Here is a 16,856-nt window from a genome sequence, read left to right as displayed (position 1 = left end):
TCTTCATCGGACAAGACGGCAGAACGTTGCGCCAATCCAAAAGGTGCCGCCGCGTAATATCGGTCGTGACAAAACCCCGCGCTTGCTGCCGGGCTTATGCGCGTGCAAGAGCGGGGAACATTGATCGGGTTTTCAAAGTCCGGACTACGTCTTTGTGGAACCCGGCTCCTGGAAGCCGGGTCTTTTTCATAACGTCGATCTACTTGATCGACAGTTCCTTCGTCAGCACGAAATAGTTGATCGGGTGCGGTCGGAAATTTTCGAGTTTCTCGGAATAGGCATCGAACACGGTCTCGTGGACGAGGAAGACCGAGACGGCATCGTCATAGATCTTCTTCGCTATCTGACCATAGATCGTGTAACGCTTTGCTGGCTCGACTTCGGCATAGGCGGCCTTGATCAACTTGTCCGTTTCTTCATTGCAATAATGCGAGATGTTGTACGTTCCGGTGCAGGAATAGTCGGCGTTGAGATATCCAGCCGGCTCGATGACATCCGTAGCGTAACCGCGGGAGAGCAACACCATGTCGAAGTTGCCGGCGAGAAGGTCGGGCTCGATCGCGCTATATTCTGCGACGCGGACATCGGCCTTGATACCGATCTCCTCCAACTGCGCCTGAATAATCGCAGCCACATCTTTCAATTCGGTCTTCATCGTGTAAGCAAGAATGGTGACTTTCAGGCTGCCCGGCGCGATGCCGGCTTCCTTGAGGAGAGACTTTGCCTTTGCCACGTCATAGGTCGATGTGGGCTCTTCCGCCGCCCAGGGCTGCCCAGGCGCAAACGGCATGCTCGCGCTTTTGACCTTCTCTTCGTAAATGCTGCTGGCGATGCCGGCGGCGTCGATTGCCGCACGCACGGCCTCACGAACTTTTTTATCGTTGAACGGTGGCCTGGAATTGTTCAGCAGCAACTCTGTAATGCGCGGCACTGAAATAGCGGCGACCTTGACACCCTTTGTGGATTCGATGGTTTTGATCGACCATGGGGGCACCAGACGAGAAATCTGCACTTCGCCCGTCCTTATCTGGGTGGCGCGAGTGTCGGCGTCGGGAACGAAATTGACGCGACCACCGTCCAGTTTCGGCATGCCACCCCAGTATCCGTGGTTGGCCTTCATGACCATATATTGGTTGGGATCGACCTCCGTGATCTCGAACGGTCCAGTGCAGGTACCGATCGGATTGATCTTGCCGTCTTTATAGGCCGATGGCGCAAGGATGGCGGTGGCGGGGCTTGCCAACTGCGCGGGCAACAGCACCGATGGTTCGATCGTCGTTACCTTCACAACATCATCGCCAACGGCTTCCACCCCAGCGATCTGTTTCGGCGAAAAGGCACGGGCAGGAACAGATGCCTTCAGAAGAAGGGTGAGGGCATTAACGGCCGCAGCGGCATTAAGGTCTTCGCCGTTCTGGAATTTAACGCCCTTGCGCAGCTTGAACTCCCACACCTTCGGTTCCGTTTGCTTCCAGGATTCCGCAAGTGATGCCTCCAGCCTCATGTCGAAGCCAATTCGGACCAGGCCTTCGTAACACCCCACGCGCATGCCGAGAGTAGAGTCATCTGACGCCATCTGCCACGCAGCTTTCACGGCGTAGTTATCGTCATAAGTTACGGTGCCGGCATTTGCGGCATTAGCCCCAAAAGCGCCAGCAATGGCGCAGGTGGTTAAAAGTGCGTGCTTTATCATTGGATATTCCCCTTTTATTTTTGATGGTAACGCTCTCAATTCACATATCTTACGAATTTTCACTCAATACTTGCAATAATTCAATAGACAAAAATAATACCCATGGATATCTTTCGATAATCCATCTGAATATTATTCATTTTATGTTTTTATACTCGGAATTTTATTCCGATATTAATCCGCAAACACACAATTCATCTGTTTTTACCGCAACAGAAAACTGTAACTGCGTTGCCCTCAGCCCAATTCCCGCCAGCGGTGGCAGCGCGCGAAATGCTCCCCGGAAACGCCTTCCAGGACCGGCTCCACCTCACCGCAGATCGCGGTCGCATATTTGCATCGGGTGTGAAACTTGCAGCCACCCGGAGGGTTAAGCGGGCTCGGCAGATCGCCGTCGAGAAGCATTTCGGGCGCATATAGTCCGGTCTCGTCAAGCATCGACGAGGCGATGAGAGCTTTGGTATAGGGGTGCTTGGGCGCCCGGAAAAGCTCTTCGCGATCAGCGATTTCAACGATGCGTCCGAGGTACATCACCGCGATGCGATCACAGAGATAACGCACGACGCGCAAGTCATGGGAAATCATCAGAACCGTCAGGCCGTGACGGCGCTTCATGTCCATCAGGAGGTTCAGAATCTGCGTCCGCATCGAGGCGTCGAGTGCCGATGTCGGTTCGTCACAGACAAGGAAACTCGGATTGAGAAGAAGCGCGCGGCCGATGACGACGCGCTGCAACTGGCCGCCGGAGCACTGGCTCGGATACCGATCATAGAAGGAACCGTCCAGACCGACTTCCTCCAGCATGCGGAAGACACGCGCCGTGCGCTCCGCGCGGGTGCCGATACCATGCTGGGCAAGCGGCGCTTCCATGCTCTGGCCAATGCGCATACGCGGATCGAGCGCGGAATAGGGATCCTGAAACACCAGTTGCACGACCCGGCGCACGCGCCGCAACGCTTCGCCCTGCATATGCAATATGTCGTGATCCCCGATGCTGACCTCACCCCGCGTCGCGTGCGTCAGGCGCGTGATCAATCCGGCAACAGTGCTTTTGCCGCATCCGGATTCACCGACGAGGCCCAGCACCTCCCCCTCGCCGATCGTCAGGGAAAGATCATCGACGGATTTCACCACGCGGTGACCGAGGCCCGATATGGGATAATATTTGCAGAGGTTCTTCGCGACCACATAGGGCCGGCTGCCGTTCTCCGCCGATGGCGGCGTCTGTGTCATTGGTTTGGAAAACATCATCGCCTCCTTCAACAAACCGCGTGACTGGAATGGTCGTGATCGGCATGGTCGTCGCCGACTGCCCAGCACCGCGCCTTGCGCCCTTCAGGCAAGGCGTTCAAAGCCGGTTCGGTCGCCATGCAGCGACCTCCCATGCCTGCTGACTTGGCAAGCGCGCAGCGCGGATGAAACCGGCAGCCGCAGGACATGTCATGGGCCTGTGCGCTTGAGCCGGGGATCGTCAGCAACTGTCCCTCGCTGTCCGTGGTCAGCAGGGAACAACTGATGAGCGCCTTGGTATAGGGGTGCTGCGGCGCCTTCAGGATCGCCTGCGTTGGCCCCTCCTCGACGATGCGGCCGGCATACATGACCGCGATCCGGTCCGCGAAAGCGGCGACGACCGAGAGATCGTGGGTGATGAGTAGCGTTGCCAGCCGGCGCTTGCGACGTTCATCGTCCAGCAGGCGCAGGATTTGTGCCTGCACGGTGACATCGAGCGCCGTCGTCGGCTCATCGGCGATCAACAGCTGCGGATTGCCCGACAATGCTGCGGCAATCATCACGCGTTGCGCCATGCCGCCGGAAAGCTCATGCGCGAAACATTGCGCCCGCGCCGAGGGGTCGGGAATGCCGACATCGGACAGGAGACCGACGACCCGGTTCAGCGCCGCGCTTCGGCTCATCTTGCGATGGATCCAGAGCGGCTCGGCCACTTGCGTCCTCACCCGGCTGGTCGGGTCCAGCATGGCCTGCGGCTGCTGGAACAGCATGCTGATATCGGCGCCGCGCAGCGCATCGAGTTCGGAGGATGAAAGAGCGAGAATGTCGCGTCCGGCAAAGGAAATACGGCCGGAATCGATTTCCACGCCCTGCGGCAGAAGCCGCATCAGCGACAGAGCCGTCATGCTCTTTCCCGATCCGGATTCGCCGACAAGAGCGACGACTTCACCGGCATTGACGGAAAGCGTCAGGCCCGAAATAACAAACTTGCGGCCATTTGGCGTCGGCACCGAAACGTGCAGATCCTCGATTTCCAGAAGCGGTGCGCGCTCGGGAGACAGGGCCGTGTTGGCAAGCGTTTGCCCTTCGATATTCATAAGAGTTCCCCTTATTTTTATTGAATCGGAGGCATTTGCGTATTCATGCGGCTTCAGACGATATTACTCTCCTTCCGGCCCTGCGGCCTCATCTATGTTTGACATTAGTCAAATCTGTCCTTGCCTGTTTGCAGACATCAATGATTGTTCGTTTTCTTCGTTTCCAGGTTGAGGCCATGGCCGATCCACGTCACGCTGAGTGCCGACAGGAAGATCGCGAGACCCGGTGCGATGACGAGAATTGGCATGCGCTCGGCATAGGCCTGTGCATCTGACAGCATCAGCGCCCAGTCGGCGGCCGGCGGCTGCACGCCGAGCCCCAGGAATGACAAACCGCCTACTGTGATCAGCTTGTGGCCAAATCGCAGGAACGCCACGGCCGCGATCGGCCAGATCGTATTGGGAATGATATGCCGGAAGATGATGAAGCGCCGCGTGCAGCCCAGCACCTCGGCGGCGCGGATATATTCGCGGGAATTGATCGCGAGCGTCAGTCCCCGCGCCAGCCGCGCAAAAGGCGTCCAGCCGACGATCGTTAGCGACGCGATCAACGTTCCGTATCCGGGACCAAAGATGGCGACCAGGAAAATCGCAATCACCACATCGGGTATGGCGATAAGCAGATCGACCACGCGCATCAGCACTTCATCGAGGATACCGCGGCTGCGGCCGCTGATGATGCCGATGAAGGTTCCAATACCGACCGACAGAATGACAGTGATAGCGGCGATCGTGACTGTGAAACGGCCGCCGATCAAGAGCCGGCTCAGGACATCGCGACCGAGATGATCTGTTCCAAGCCAATAGGTGGCGCTCGGCGCATTCAGCCTGAGGCGAAGGTTCTGCTGTGCCGGATTATAGGGCGAAATCCAGGGCGCGATCACCAGGAGCAGGACGATGGCGAGAAAAATTGCCGATCCCGCATAGAAGGTCCAGTGCCGCCGGCGGATGAAATCCGTGAACCGGGAGAGTGTCGACGGGCGTGTGGGCAAGGTCATGGGCATGGCGGCGGCAGGCGCGCTCGGGAAAAGACTAGTGGTCATGTTGACCTCGCATGGCTGGATTGATCAGAACATAGAAGCTGTCGGCCAGGGTATTGACCAGGATGGACAGGGCCACGATGCAGATGAAACCGCCCTGCAGCATCGGGATGTCGCGATTGATCACGGCGTCGTAGAGGAGCCGGCCCATGCCGGGAATGGCGAAGATCACTTCCACCACCACCGATCCGCCAAGCAGGCCCGCAAGCCAAAGCGCAAAGAAGGTGACCACCGGCAACGAGCCGTTGCGGATGCCGTGGCGCATGACCGTGCCATGCATGCCGAGGCCGCGGCTGCGTGCCGCCGTGATATAGGGCGCGCGCAAGACCTCGGCCATGGCGGCACGGGTGACCTGGGTGAAATAGGCGAGCGGCCGCAGTGTCAGGGTCAGCGCAGGCAGCACCAGCGAACGCCAGCTGTCCCATCCGGCCGAGGGCAACCAGCCGAGATAAAGCGCAAAGACCAGCGCCGACATGGGTGCAAACCAGTATTCCGGTGTCGCGACGAAGGTCTGGATCATCAGCGTCGCGAAATTGTCGAGCCGTCCGCCCGGACGCATGGCCGCCAGCGTGCCGAGCGGCAGCGCCACGGCGACCGCGACGGCCAATGCCGTCAGCGCCAGGGTCACCGATACGCCGAGAGAGCGCAAAAGCTCGTTGGCGACAGGCTGACTGCTGGTGAAGGAAAAACCGAGATCACCGCGCAGTGCATTCCACAGCCACGTGAAATATTGCACGTAAAGCGGCCGGTCGAGCCCAAGACTGACCCTCAACGCCTCCACCGCATGCGGATCGAGCGCGGTATCGTGCATGCGCGAGAAGAGGATCGTGCGTGCCGGATCCCCGCCCGTCATATAGGGCAACAGAAACGCGATGATGGAGACAATGGCCAGCATCAGGCACAGAATAAAGAAGCGCTGTATTATCTGTATCCACATGGCCTGCTCTCCTTCATCAAGATTGGCAGTTTACACTGCATTCGGTGCCCGCTCCCAAAAAGGGAACCGGCGGCTTATTTCGCCTGGCGCTGTAAATCCATCGCCGGGCCTGATGTCCCCTTCAGCATGCCGGTGCGTTTGGGCACGACGGCAACCGTCGAAAATTCGAGGTCTTCCGCATGGGCGAGGTCATGAATGATCGGGCACTCCGGCTCACCATTGTCAGGGCAATAGGTCGCGAGGTTCCGGAGGGTATCGGCCATTTCCCGCAGCGTATCCATCTTCGCTTCCAGGTCGATGACATGTTCCATGACGATGCGTTTGACATCGCAGGAGGCGCCGCCCGGATCGCGCCAGAGGGTCATGAGTTGCCTGATCTTTTCGATGGAAAAACCGAGATCGCGTCCGCGCCGGATAAAGCGCAGCGTTTCCAGATCATTGGCCGTATAGACCCTGTAGCCGGAATCCGTGCGGTTTGCCGATTTGATCAGGCCGATCATCTCGTAATGCCTGATCATCTTTGCAGAAACACCGGAGGCGGTGGCGGCTGTGCCAATGTTCATCGATCCTGCTCCTATCTTTCCGGGGTGAAAAATACATCCGCATGAATGTCGGCCGTCCGCATGCCGCGCGCCAGCAGCTGCGGCACCGTTGCCTCGATCATGGCCGGCGGGCCGGCAATATAGGCTTTCCAGCCATCGAGATCGTCGAAATCATCCGCCACCGCGGCGCCGACATAACCGCGACGGATATTGGCATGGTCCTCATTCGACAGAACCGGAACGAAGCTCAGATTGCCGTGCCGAGTGGTGAGGTCCTGAAAACGGTCGAGCATATAAAGGTCGCGCTCGGCGCGGGCGCCGAAATAGACGTGAACCGGGCGTTCACGGCCGGTTGCGAGCGCCGCTTCGACCACGGCCTTCACGGGGGCAAGCCCCGAGCCGCCGGCAATACCGAGGATCGGTCCGCAATGTTTTTCCCGCAGGAAGGAGGAGCCAAAAGGCCCCACGATCGCGACGGGATCACCCGCCCTGGCGAGCGAGAAGATGCGGCCGCTCGTCATACCGCCGGGAACATGCCGGATGTGAAATTCAATCAGCTCCTCGTCCACCCTGCTCGCGATCGAATAATCGCGCGGCGAACAGTCCGGATAAAGCAGGCGCACATATTGCCCGGGTTTGAAGGTGAACTGCGCGCGATCCTCGAGCCTGATGCGGATGAGCTTGATATCATGGGTCGCATCCAACGCTTCCTCAACCACACCCTCGAAACGGCCGGTCGGGATATCGGCAAATTCATCCTCGCCGTCGAGCCAGCCGATCGTCACGTCGCTCGCGGGCACAGCGCGGCAGGCAAGTGTAAGGCCTTCAGCCTTTTCCTCTTCGGTCAATGAGAACGGTGTATGCTTGAGAAGATCGATCTCACCGGAGATGAGGTGCGATTTACAGGCCCCGCAGCGGCCCATGCGACAGCCATGCGGATAGGCAATTCCGGCGGCGAGCGCGGCCTGAAGCACGGTCTCACCCTCAGCCGCCATGATGCTGCGGCCGATCTGTGGCAGATAGATTGTGTTGCCAGGCATCACCACATCCGCCTCCTATTCCGCCGCTGCGAGCTGCAGGTCGGACGATCTGTCCACCAGCGGTGCACGGAAGCTTTTAAGACGCAGCGCATTCGTCAATACGAAGACGCTGGAAAGCGCCATGGCTCCGGCAGCAAGGACTGGCGACAGCAGAACGCCGTTGACAGGATACAATATGCCGGCCGCCACGGGAACAAGCGCGGCATTGTAAGCGAAGGCCCAGAAGAGATTCTGGCGGATATTGCGGATCGTCGCCTTGGAGAGAGCAATCGCGTTGGCAACACCGCGCAGATCGCCGGACATCAGCACCAAGTCGGCACTTTCAATCGCGACATCCGTGCCCGTGCCGATGGCAAGCCCGACATCGGCTGCGGCAAGCGCCGGCGCATCATTGATGCCGTCCCCGACAAAGGCGACCCGTCGCCCGCCGGCGGCTAGCCTCTTGACCGCCTCAACCTTGCCGTCGGGCAACACTTCGGCCACCACCTCGTCAATGCCGAGGCGACGGGCAATGGCTTCCGCCGTGCGGCGATTGTCACCCGTGATCATCGTGACCTTGAGGCCCAGCGCATGCAGCGCCGCAATCGCCTCAGGTGTCGTCTGCTTGATGGGATCGGCAACGGCGATGATCGCGGCCAGCCGGCCATCGACGGCGGCATAAAGCGGCGACTGCCCTTCCCTGCCCATCCGCTCGGCATCCGTGGCAAAGGCCCCGACATCATAACCGAGTTTCACCATGAACCGGTCAGCACCCGCCTCTACCCTGCGACCATCGACCGTCGCCGCGACACCGAAGCCGGGGGTCGCCTCGAAAGCTTCAGCTTCGGCAAGCGTCAGGCCACCATGTTTTGCAGCCTCGACGATCGCCTCGGCAATCGGATGTTCAGACCGGTTCTCAAGCGAGGCGACGAGCCGCAGCACCTCATCCGCATCGAAACCCTGGGTCGTATTAAAATGCACCAGTTTCGGCTTGCCGAGTGTCAGCGTGCCGGTCTTGTCGACCGCGATGACGTCGGCGTCACGCAGCGTCTGGAGCGCATCGCCGCGCCGGAACAGCACGCCCATTTCAGCCGCGCGACCGGTGCCGACCATGATCGACGTCGGCGTGGCGAGGCCCATGGCGCAGGGACAGGCGATGATGAGAACCGCAACCGCGTTGATAAGCGCGAAGGTCAAGGCCGGATCGGGTCCGAAGACGAACCAGACGGCGAAGGTGACAAGTGCCGCCAGCATGACGGCCGGCACGAACCAGTTGGTCACCTTGTCCACCAGCGCCTGAATGGGCAGCTTGTCGGCCTGCGCTTCTTCCACCATGCGGATGATCTGCGCGATCAGCGTATCGCTACCGACCTTGGTGGCGCGGAAGGTGAAGGAGCCATTGCGGTTCACCGTGCCACCGACGACCACGGAACGCTCCGTCTTGGTAACCGGAACCGGCTCACCCGTGATCATCGATTCATCGACATAAGAAGAGCCGCTGAGAACCAGACCATCGACCGGCACTTTCTCGCCGGGGCGAACGACGATCACATCGCCCGTTCGCACACCCTGAAGAGGCACGTCGATGGTTTCACCATCGCGCAGCACGCGGGCCGACTTGGCCTGCAGGCCGACGAGCCGCTTTATCGCCTCGCTGGTGCGGCCTTTGGCGCGCGCTTCAAGGAAACGGCCGAGCAGGATAAGCGTGACGATGACCGCCGCGGCCTCATAATAGACATTGGCCGTGCCGCGCGGCAGGATTTCGGGCAGGAAGGTCGCGACCACCGAAAATCCCCAGGCGGCGGCAGTGCCCAGCACCACAAGCGAATTCATGTCCGGCGCGAGCCGCATAAGGGCGGGTATGCCCTTCTTGAAAAAGCGCAGGCCGGGGCCAAACAGGACCAGCGTCGTCAGCACGAATTGCAGATACCAGCTTTCCCGCATGCCAACCGTTTCCATGACGAAATCATGGATGGCAGGCACCAGGTGCGAACCCATTTCCAGCACGAAGACCGGCAATGTCAGGACAACAGCGACGGCAAGGCTGATTTTCAGGCTACGCATGTCCGCTGCGCGCCTATTCTGTTCAGCATCGCCGGCTTTGTCGGCGACGATCTCTTTCACCTGATAGCCCGCCCGCTTGATCGCCTCCGCCAGGGTGGCGGCGGAAGCGGCATTGCCCGCCACACGAATGGTGGCGCGCTCGGTCGCGAGATTGACGCTTGCATCGGAAACGCCGGAAACAGCCTTCAGCGCCTTTTCGACACGTCCGACGCAGGAGGCGCAGGTCATGCCTTCAATATCGAGCTCGACGGTTTTTTCTTCGACGCCATAACCCGCATGACGGACCGCGGCAATCACCGCGGGCACATCGGGCGGCCCGGAAAAGGCGATATCGGCGCGCTCCGTCGCAAGGTTGACCGAGGCCTTGAGAACGCCCGGCACCTTGGCAATCGCCTTCTCCACACGACCCACACAGGAGGCGCAGGTCATGCCGTCGATCGCAATCTGATGACTGGCCCGGATCTCCATTTGTGACATGCGCATGACCCCTCTTTTCTTGTGTTAAAAAAAAGATAGGGCTTCCCATCGTGGCAAGGTCAAGAGGTTCTTTTGGGTGATTTTCGAAGAAATGTGCCGCTTGATTGAGCAGGCTTATTTTTTGGGCGCCGCATTGGGAGTGAAGGCAACTGAAGCCCGAATAGCAATCACGCCCTAGCGATCTGTCCTCGCCGCATCTGCGTTGAACGGGCGCACTCTGTTGAAGGTGGTGCGGACGGCGGGACTTGAACCCGCAAGACCAATGGTCGGCAGATTTTAAGTCTGCTGCGTCTACCGATTTCGCCACGTCCGCATTACCGCGCCTTACGACCAAGGCACTGCAAAAAGCCGTCATCCCCAGGGCGCCCGGCCAGACGGCCGATCCCAAACGCGACGGAGCCTCATCTACACAGGCAGGGCGGTTTCGGTCAACGGGGCCTCAGCCACACCAGGACTGATTTTTTACCGAGGCCGGATGCGCGAGCCCCTCCCGCACGAGCTGATCGGCAAAAGAAACACCCGAACGTGAAAGCCGTTTGCGTTCCAGGGCTTGTCCCCCAGCTTCGCCGGAGGACGCCACATCGAAGGTGCCGGCATTCAACATGTCGCGAAGCCTGACCTTTGCAATGAAACCACGCTGGCGCTCTTCCATGCAGCGCGCCCGGTCGATCTGCGGGACATCGATGCCGGCGAGTTGCATCTTCACGCCCTTCATCCAGAAAGTATTGCCATCGGCCACACAATTATTGAGGCCGGAGCGGCCGCAGAAGGCAAAGGCACCGCTTTTTTCGCCGAGCGAGATTTTTTCGACCGAGGGACGCGTTTCCGGCAGGATGCCGGCAACCTGGCTTGGCGGTGCGACGGATGGCATGGCGATCGAACGCGGCGGCACAGGGCCGTTGCCGGGCAGAACGGGTGATGCGGGGCGAATGGATGCCACTTTCTCGGTGGTGACGGTATCACGCCTGGCGGCTGTCGCGACTTTCGGGGAATTTGTGGCTGACGACGTCGCCTTCGCAGCATGCCGTTGCGGCAGAAGGCTGTCACGATATTCGTAAGCCTGAATGCCGCCGGCAACGACGCCCAGCATCAGCACCCAGGGCCAAACGCTGCCGCCGTTCGATTTCTTCGCCGTGCGGCGTCGTGCTGTCGATTTTCGGTTGCTCACGATCGGACTCCTTTCAACGGAGCCGCATTATCGGCCAAAGGAGTTTCCGAAAGGTTGGCATTTCAAAACAGCTGTGGATAAACCTTCAGCGGACCTGATCGAGCAGACGCTTGCATTCGAGCAGGTCGAACAGCGCTTCCTGCAACAGCGCCTGGTCGTCCTTGCCGATGCTAGACTTGCCCACCGATATTTCGGCATCGCTGTTGCCGCCACCGAAGCCGAAAAAACGGCCGCTCGGCCTGGCCTTCGGACGGCCAACGACCTCGTCCCCGTCCGGATCGACGACGCGCGGTTCGGCGACTTCCTTTTCGCCGCTCGCCGCCATGATGGCTTCCATGGTTGCCAGATCGCCGGAAGCGATTGCCGCCACGAAACGGTTGCCATTGGTTTTCAGAAGCTTCTGCACACCCTTGATGGTGTAGCCATGGTCATAAAGAAGGTGACGGATGCCCTTCAGAAGGTCGATATCGTCAGGACGGTAATAACGGCGGCCCCCGCCCCGTTTCATCGGCTTGATCTGCGGAAAGCGCGTTTCCCAGAAACGCAGCACGTGCTGCGGCAGGTTCAGCTCATCCGCCACTTCACTGATCGTCCGAAACGCGTCGGGGCTTTTGTCCAAATTTCCACTCCCATCCGAACTGAGGCGCCATGCATCCGGCCGGACACTGAACGAGAACGCTTTACACTCACCGGTCAAATACCACGCGCAAGTCCATCAGACCCTCGCGCCGGCGCCATTGCGGCGAGATACAAATCACTAAAATTGATTATGATGTGAGTCGACCGGATTTCAACGGCTTGCACGTTGAAATTCAAGTATGTTCACAGGAAGAATGGATAAAAAGGCTTGCGATACGGCAAAAAGCGCGTGTCGCGGCGGCTTCAAGTCCGGCTTATACCCCGGCCTTCTGGCCCTTCTGCTTGGCCTTGCGGGCCGTATGGGCCTTGAGAATACGCTGTTTCAGCACATTCGAAGCCTTGAAGGTCATGACTCGGCGCGGCGAAATCGGAACTTCCTCACCCGTCTTCGGGTTGCGGCCGATACGCTCGTTCTTTTCCCGGATCTGGAAAGTTGCGAAGGACGAAAGCTTGACCACCTCACCGCGGGTGATCGCATTGCAAATCTCGTCGATGATCGTTTCGACCAGTTCGGCGGATTCGGTGCGGGACAGCCCGACTTTACGAAACACAGATTCTGCAAGATCTGCGCGTGTCACTGTCTTCCCGGCCATTTTTCCCCACAAACCGTGTCTGAATTTTTCTCTAGGAGCCGCCGAGATTATTTCCCTTGTGGCGACCGGTCAAGGGATTGTTCCAGATTCATTTTAGGCTTTCGGCAATCAGTGCAAGGGCTTAGAGCAGCCGGTACCGTTTTGCCACAGGCTGGTGCCGCTTGGAGCCATCTGAGCGGGGCGTGAGCGCGAAAAACATAACCGATTTCGCGCCTGCACCCGTCAGTGACGGGAATACGCCGTTACCAGCGCAGCAGCACTGCACCCCAGGTGAAACCGCCGCCCATGGCCTCCAGCATCACCAGATCGCCCTTCTTGATACGGCCGTCACTGGCCGCGACGGCAAGCGCCAGCGGAATGGATGCGGCCGAGGTATTGCCGTGTTTGTCGACGGTGATGACGACCTTTTCCGGATCGATATTGAGCTTCTTCGCCGATCCGTCGATGATGCGCTTGTTGGCCTGATGCGGAACGAGCCAGTCGAGATCGTCCGCCGTCGTGCCCGTCGCCTCGAAGGCCTGCTCGATGACGTCGGTGATCATGCCGACAGCATGCTTGAACACTTCCCGGCCTTCCATGCGCAGATGGCCGACCGTGCCAGTCGTGGACGGTCCGCCATCGACGTAGAGCTTGTCCTTGTGCGAACCGTCGGAGCGCAGCTGCGAGGTGAGGATGCCGCGATCGCTGGAAGTGCCCTCGCCTTCCCCGGCCTCGATAACGAGTGCGCCAGCGCCATCACCGAACAGAACGCAGGTGGTGCGATCCTTCCAGTCGAGAATGCGCGAGAAGGTCTCGGCGCCGATTACCAGCACGCGCTTGGCCATTCCGCCGCGAATATAGAGATCGGCGGTCGCCACGGCGTAAACGAAACCGGAGCAGACGGCCTGCATGTCGAAGGCGAAACCATGTGTCATGCCAAGACGGTTCTGTATGTTCACCGCTGTTGCCGGAAAGGTGTTGTCCGGGGTCGAGGTGGCCAGAATGATGAGGTCGATATCGTCGGGCGTTAGACCGGCATTGTCGAGCGCCGCACGCGCCGCCGCCTCGCCGAGAGACGCGGTGGTTTCACCTTCGCCGGCGATATAGCGTTGCCTGATGCCCGTGCGCTGCACGATCCATTCATCGGAGGTCTCGACGACCCCTTCGATTTCACTGTTGGTCATGACACGCTTCGGCAGCGCTGCCCCGAAACCACGGACTATAGAGCGGATCATTCCCTTATTCCTCGTCAGCCACGAGAGCTTCGGGCGCCGGGGGCGGAAGCCGTCTTGCGTGGTAAATTTTCAGATCATTTTCAATTTTTGCCGTCAGTCCGTTGTGGACCATGTCGTAGCCGACATCGACGGCGGAGGCAAAACCGATGGCATCCGTGCCGCCGTGGCTCTTGATGACGATGCCGTTCAGGCCGAGAAAGACGCCGCCATTGACCTTGCGCGGGTCCATCTTTTCCCTGAGCACATCAAAGGCGCTTTTTGCGAGAATATAACCGATCTTGGCGAAGAAGCTGCGGGAGATCGCCTCACGCAGAAGCGTGGTGATCTGGCGCGCCGTACCTTCGGCGGCTTTCAGCGCGATGTTGCCGGTGAACCCTTCCGTCACCACGACATCCACTGTGCCCTTGCCGATATCGTCGCCTTCGACGAAACCGCGATAATCGATGGTGCCGAGATCGGCCTCGCGGATCAGGCGTCCGGCCTCACGCACCTCTTCCTGACCCTTGACCTCCTCAACGCCGACATTGAGCAGGCCGACGGTCGGACGGTCGATATCGAAAAGTGCGCGCGCCATGGCGCCGCCCATCAGGGCGAAATCGAGAAGCTGCTGGGAATCGGCACCGATGGTGGCGCCAACATCCAACACGATGCTTTCGCCCTTCAGAGTCGGCCAGATGCCGGCAATCGCCGGGCGTTCCACCCGCGCCATGGTGCGCAAACAGAACTTCGCCATGGCCATCAACGCGCCGGTATTGCCGGCGGAAACCGCAACATCCGCCTCGCCGAGTTTCACCGCCTCGATGGCGCGCCACATGCTGGAGACATAGCGGCCACGGCGAAGCGCCTGGCTCGGCTTTTCGTCCATGCTGACCGAAACTTCACAATCGTGAAAGACCGACTTTTCCCGAAGGGCGGGATATTGTGCCAGAATGGGGTCGCATTTGCTCTTCTGCCCATAGAGCAGAAAAGTTACATCGTTGTGCCGTTCAAGCGCCTTGGCGGCACCGGGTATGGCAACATCTGGGCCGAAATCGCCACCCATGACGTCAATTGCAATTCTGATCACTCGTCCCTTATCCTTCTTGCCGCCAATCAAGCGGATTTCGCGCGAAAATACCTTTTCCGGCTCTTGTTACAATAAAATTATTTCAGCCCGGCTGGCCATTCAGTCTTTTTTCCAATCTTTCAACACGGCAAAGGGCGATGGCGGCCTGTCATCGTCGATTTCTTTTTCAGCCTTTTCGGCAAACTCCACGTCCGGCTTGCGCGGATAAGGGTCGATGGCAAGGGCCGCAAATTCGGCAACCACGGCACCGACATCGATGCTGTCGCCGGTGAACTGGTCGGGAATGTCAGGGCCATCGGGATCGAGTACGATCTCGCCTTCTTCATTCGTCACCATCCGCGCCAGCTTCGATCCTTCCGGCACGAAAATATGTTCCACGGTCTCGTCGATCTTGCTGGAAACCGGTTCCAGCGTGACGACGCAGGATTGAGTGACCGCCGCATGCACCTCGCCCTTGATCTTGATGCCATCCCTCTTCCAGCGGGTAACCTGCAGCTCCGCCTTCAGATATTCGACGGAGACCACATCCCAAAATTTCGCCAGCGCCTTCAGCTCCTCGGCACTGGCTTCGAGACCAATCCTGACCGGATTGGCGGAAATATGGCCTACCTTGACGGGATAGGAAAAAGGCAGGTCGTCATTTGCGGCGTGTCGCGCGTTCATCGTGAACCTCATCATATAGGCAGGGGCAGCGTCAGGCTTCCGGTTGCTATCGTCTCTTCGGACTGGGCGGCAAGGGCATCGGATGTTTCCATCATCCAGCCCGCCAGCCCCTCCATCTCGGGAGCCTCGTCGTCTACCTGCGGATATATATTGCGCCGGAGCGCTGCGGCAAGAGCGGCGCAGTCGGATGCATCCAGTGCAGCCGCATAGGATTCGAGCCGCCCATAGAACATGCCGGCGAATTTCTTCATGCGTTTCGGCACGCCCTGATCACCTATCCCCAATTCACGGATGGAGTGATCGATATCCTGGAAAAAGGCATCGACGATCTCCTGGGCGATCTCCTGCCCGCTGACACCTGATGATTTGGTGCGGCGGAAATAGAGAATCATGATGACCGAGAGCATCTCGAAACGGCCCATGACGGTATCGGGAACACCTAGATCGAGATAAAAGGCGGGCGTGCGCGCAGCCGCCGTCAAGGTCGCATATTGCCGGTCGACTATGGCGCGGTTGTTGTTTTTCTTCTTGAACAGCCCGAATATCATCGTTTTTTTTCCGAAGGGGACGGGTGAATGCGCTTACCGCCCATCGCACTTGTTGCATGATCGTTAAAGCTGGTTTACCGAAGCATCCACGAATTGCAATGCTGTCACGGTCACGTTCGTCTTTTGGCTGAAACAGTCGAAGAGAACCGGAGGAGTTCCAAAAGGCCGGGAAAGCATTGAATTTGGGGGGTGATCGGGATTTTCCGTCCCCGGATTGACACAATCATGTGCACAGACACTGTGCACCACGCAATGCCGGAAGGTGCCATTCATGATCGCAGTCGGGGAAAAGCAGTTGAGCAAGCAGAAATCCGCAAGTCACGGCAAAATTCTGAGCAAAACCGCCATCGCAATCGTGCTCGCATCCGGCCTGCTTTCCGCCTGCACCAGCACGACAGATGTGTTCCACAATGGTTACGTCATGGACGATCAGTCGCTGCAGCTGATCCCGGAAGGCTCGAGCCGTGAGCAGGTTCTCCTGACCATGGGCACGCCCTCCACCACCGCGACTTTCGGTAACGAGGTGTTCTATTACATCTCGCAGAAGCGCGTGCGCCGCGCGGCCTTCCTGAAGCCGTCGCTGGTCGAGCAGAACATTCTCGCGATCTATTTCAACAAGGACGGCGTCATCGAGCGCAAGGCCAATTATACGCTGCAGGACGGCAAGGTCTTCGACTCGATTTCGCGTACCACGCCGACCGGCGGCAAGGATCTCACCTTCCTGCAGCAGCTGCTCTCCGGTGGCACCTCGGGCGCCAATATCGCCAAGAGCATTCTCGGCCAGGGCGGCAACAACGCCCCCTGACCGCAGCAGGAACGGAAAGTTCAAAGGCCCGGGGATCACTCCCCGGGCCTTTTCATTTGTT

Annotated in this window: 16 protein-coding genes and 1 tRNA gene; 1 reads left to right on the top strand and 16 read right to left on the bottom strand. The window is 59.2% G+C overall.

What is annotated here, in order from left to right:
* Positions 1-199: 199 nt before the first annotated feature.
* From GSF67_RS04535 to GSF67_RS04460, 16 genes are all read right to left on the bottom strand, one after another.
* Positions 200-1,693, bottom strand: a complete 1,494-nt coding sequence (locus GSF67_RS04535; RefSeq protein WP_006312794.1) for an ABC transporter substrate-binding protein — start codon at positions 1,691-1,693, stop codon at positions 200-202.
* Between the two features lie 237 nt (positions 1,694-1,930).
* Positions 1,931-2,941: an ABC transporter ATP-binding protein gene (locus tag GSF67_RS04530; RefSeq protein ID WP_035215251.1), complete on the bottom strand. Its 1,011-nt coding sequence runs from the start codon at positions 2,939-2,941 to the stop codon at positions 1,931-1,933.
* Positions 2,942-2,952: 11 nt separating this feature from the next.
* Positions 2,953-4,020 carry an ABC transporter ATP-binding protein gene (locus tag GSF67_RS04525; RefSeq protein ID WP_006312797.1) on the bottom strand — a complete coding sequence of 356 codons (1,068 nt, stop codon included), beginning with the start codon at positions 4,018-4,020 and terminating at the stop codon, positions 2,953-2,955.
* A gap of 137 nt (positions 4,021-4,157) precedes the next feature.
* Positions 4,158-5,063 carry an ABC transporter permease gene (locus GSF67_RS04520; protein ID WP_006312798.1) on the bottom strand — a complete coding sequence of 302 codons (906 nt, stop codon included), beginning with the start codon at positions 5,061-5,063 and terminating at the stop codon, positions 4,158-4,160.
* Positions 5,053-5,997 (bottom strand): ABC transporter permease, encoded by a 945-nt coding sequence (locus GSF67_RS04515; protein WP_006312799.1) that lies wholly within the window; start codon positions 5,995-5,997, stop codon positions 5,053-5,055. The genes GSF67_RS04520 and GSF67_RS04515 overlap by 11 nt, the downstream gene beginning before the upstream one ends.
* A gap of 74 nt (positions 5,998-6,071) precedes the next feature.
* Positions 6,072-6,560: a Cu(I)-responsive transcriptional regulator gene (gene cueR, locus GSF67_RS04510; RefSeq protein ID WP_006312800.1), complete on the bottom strand. Its 489-nt coding sequence runs from the start codon at positions 6,558-6,560 to the stop codon at positions 6,072-6,074.
* 11 nt (positions 6,561-6,571) lie between these two features.
* The gene (locus GSF67_RS04505) at positions 6,572-7,582 is read right to left on the bottom strand and encodes a 2Fe-2S iron-sulfur cluster-binding protein (RefSeq protein ID WP_035215258.1); all 1,011 of its coding nucleotides are present in this window, start codon (positions 7,580-7,582) and stop codon (positions 6,572-6,574) included.
* Between the two features lie 12 nt (positions 7,583-7,594).
* On the bottom strand, positions 7,595-10,099 hold the full coding sequence (locus GSF67_RS04500) for a heavy metal translocating P-type ATPase (protein WP_035215260.1): 2,505 nt from the start codon (positions 10,097-10,099) through the stop codon (positions 7,595-7,597).
* Between the two features lie 227 nt (positions 10,100-10,326).
* Positions 10,327-10,412: transfer RNA gene (locus tag GSF67_RS04495), tRNA-Leu, on the bottom strand.
* Between the two features lie 126 nt (positions 10,413-10,538).
* Complete coding sequence (locus GSF67_RS04490) at positions 10,539-11,267, bottom strand: thermonuclease family protein (RefSeq protein WP_006312803.1); 729 nt, start codon at positions 11,265-11,267, stop codon at positions 10,539-10,541.
* Positions 11,268-11,352: 85 nt separating this feature from the next.
* Positions 11,353-11,886 (bottom strand): MerR family transcriptional regulator, encoded by a 534-nt coding sequence (locus tag GSF67_RS04485; RefSeq protein WP_010971449.1) that lies wholly within the window; start codon positions 11,884-11,886, stop codon positions 11,353-11,355.
* A gap of 274 nt (positions 11,887-12,160) precedes the next feature.
* Positions 12,161-12,499 carry an integration host factor subunit alpha gene (locus tag GSF67_RS04480; RefSeq protein WP_006312805.1) on the bottom strand — a complete coding sequence of 113 codons (339 nt, stop codon included), beginning with the start codon at positions 12,497-12,499 and terminating at the stop codon, positions 12,161-12,163.
* A gap of 242 nt (positions 12,500-12,741) precedes the next feature.
* Complete coding sequence (locus GSF67_RS04475; RefSeq protein WP_003512529.1) at positions 12,742-13,713, bottom strand: beta-ketoacyl-ACP synthase III; 972 nt, start codon at positions 13,711-13,713, stop codon at positions 12,742-12,744.
* Positions 13,714-13,717: 4 nt separating this feature from the next.
* Positions 13,718-14,779 carry a phosphate acyltransferase PlsX gene (gene plsX, locus GSF67_RS04470; protein ID WP_006312806.1) on the bottom strand — a complete coding sequence of 354 codons (1,062 nt, stop codon included), beginning with the start codon at positions 14,777-14,779 and terminating at the stop codon, positions 13,718-13,720.
* A 99-nt stretch (positions 14,780-14,878) separates the two neighbouring features.
* Positions 14,879-15,442, bottom strand: coding sequence for a DUF177 domain-containing protein (locus GSF67_RS04465; RefSeq protein ID WP_035215262.1), 564 nt, complete (start codon positions 15,440-15,442; stop codon positions 14,879-14,881).
* An 11-nt stretch (positions 15,443-15,453) separates the two neighbouring features.
* Positions 15,454-15,990 (bottom strand): ubiquinol-cytochrome C chaperone family protein, encoded by a 537-nt coding sequence (locus GSF67_RS04460; protein WP_006312818.1) that lies wholly within the window; start codon positions 15,988-15,990, stop codon positions 15,454-15,456.
* A 271-nt stretch (positions 15,991-16,261) separates the two neighbouring features.
* On the opposite strand from GSF67_RS04460, the gene GSF67_RS04455 reads away from it, so the two are divergent.
* Positions 16,262-16,795, top strand: a complete 534-nt coding sequence (locus GSF67_RS04455) for an outer membrane protein assembly factor BamE (RefSeq protein WP_006312820.1) — start codon at positions 16,262-16,264, stop codon at positions 16,793-16,795.
* Positions 16,796-16,856 lie beyond the last annotated feature (61 nt).

It is taken from the genome of Agrobacterium sp. CGMCC 11546 (genome assembly GCF_013365515.1).
Classification (GTDB): domain Bacteria; phylum Pseudomonadota; class Alphaproteobacteria; order Rhizobiales; family Rhizobiaceae; genus Agrobacterium; species Agrobacterium fabrum.
The sequence above is the reverse complement of the archived record's forward strand: the minus strand, read 5'-3'. Positions and strand labels throughout refer to the sequence as shown.

Bases quoted from the DNA above. Each gene is read 5' to 3' on its own strand.
- GSF67_RS04460 (WP_006312818.1), bottom strand. From the start codon at position 15,990: ATGATATTCGGGCTGTTCAAGAAGAAAAACAACAACCGCGCCATAGTC.
- GSF67_RS04520 (WP_006312798.1), bottom strand. From the start codon at position 5,063: ATGACCACTAGTCTTTTCCCGAGCGCGCCTGCCGCCGCCATGCCCATG.
- GSF67_RS04530 (WP_035215251.1), bottom strand. From the start codon at position 2,941: ATGTTTTCCAAACCAATGACACAGACGCCGCCATCGGCGGAGAACGGC.
- cueR (WP_006312800.1), bottom strand. From the start codon at position 6,560: ATGAACATTGGCACAGCCGCCACCGCCTCCGGTGTTTCTGCAAAGATG.
- GSF67_RS04465 (WP_035215262.1), bottom strand. From the start codon at position 15,442: ATGAACGCGCGACACGCCGCAAATGACGACCTGCCTTTTTCCTATCCC.
- GSF67_RS04535 (WP_006312794.1), bottom strand. From the start codon at position 1,693: ATGATAAAGCACGCACTTTTAACCACCTGCGCCATTGCTGGCGCTTTT.
- GSF67_RS04500 (WP_035215260.1), bottom strand. From the start codon at position 10,099: ATGTCACAAATGGAGATCCGGGCCAGTCATCAGATTGCGATCGACGGC.
- GSF67_RS04515 (WP_006312799.1), bottom strand. From the start codon at position 5,997: ATGTGGATACAGATAATACAGCGCTTCTTTATTCTGTGCCTGATGCTG.
- GSF67_RS04525 (WP_006312797.1), bottom strand. From the start codon at position 4,020: ATGAATATCGAAGGGCAAACGCTTGCCAACACGGCCCTGTCTCCCGAG.
- GSF67_RS04475 (WP_003512529.1), bottom strand. From the start codon at position 13,713: ATGATCCGCTCTATAGTCCGTGGTTTCGGGGCAGCGCTGCCGAAGCGT.
- GSF67_RS04480 (WP_006312805.1), bottom strand. From the start codon at position 12,499: ATGGCCGGGAAGACAGTGACACGCGCAGATCTTGCAGAATCTGTGTTT.
- GSF67_RS04455 (WP_006312820.1), top strand. From the start codon at position 16,262: ATGATCGCAGTCGGGGAAAAGCAGTTGAGCAAGCAGAAATCCGCAAGT.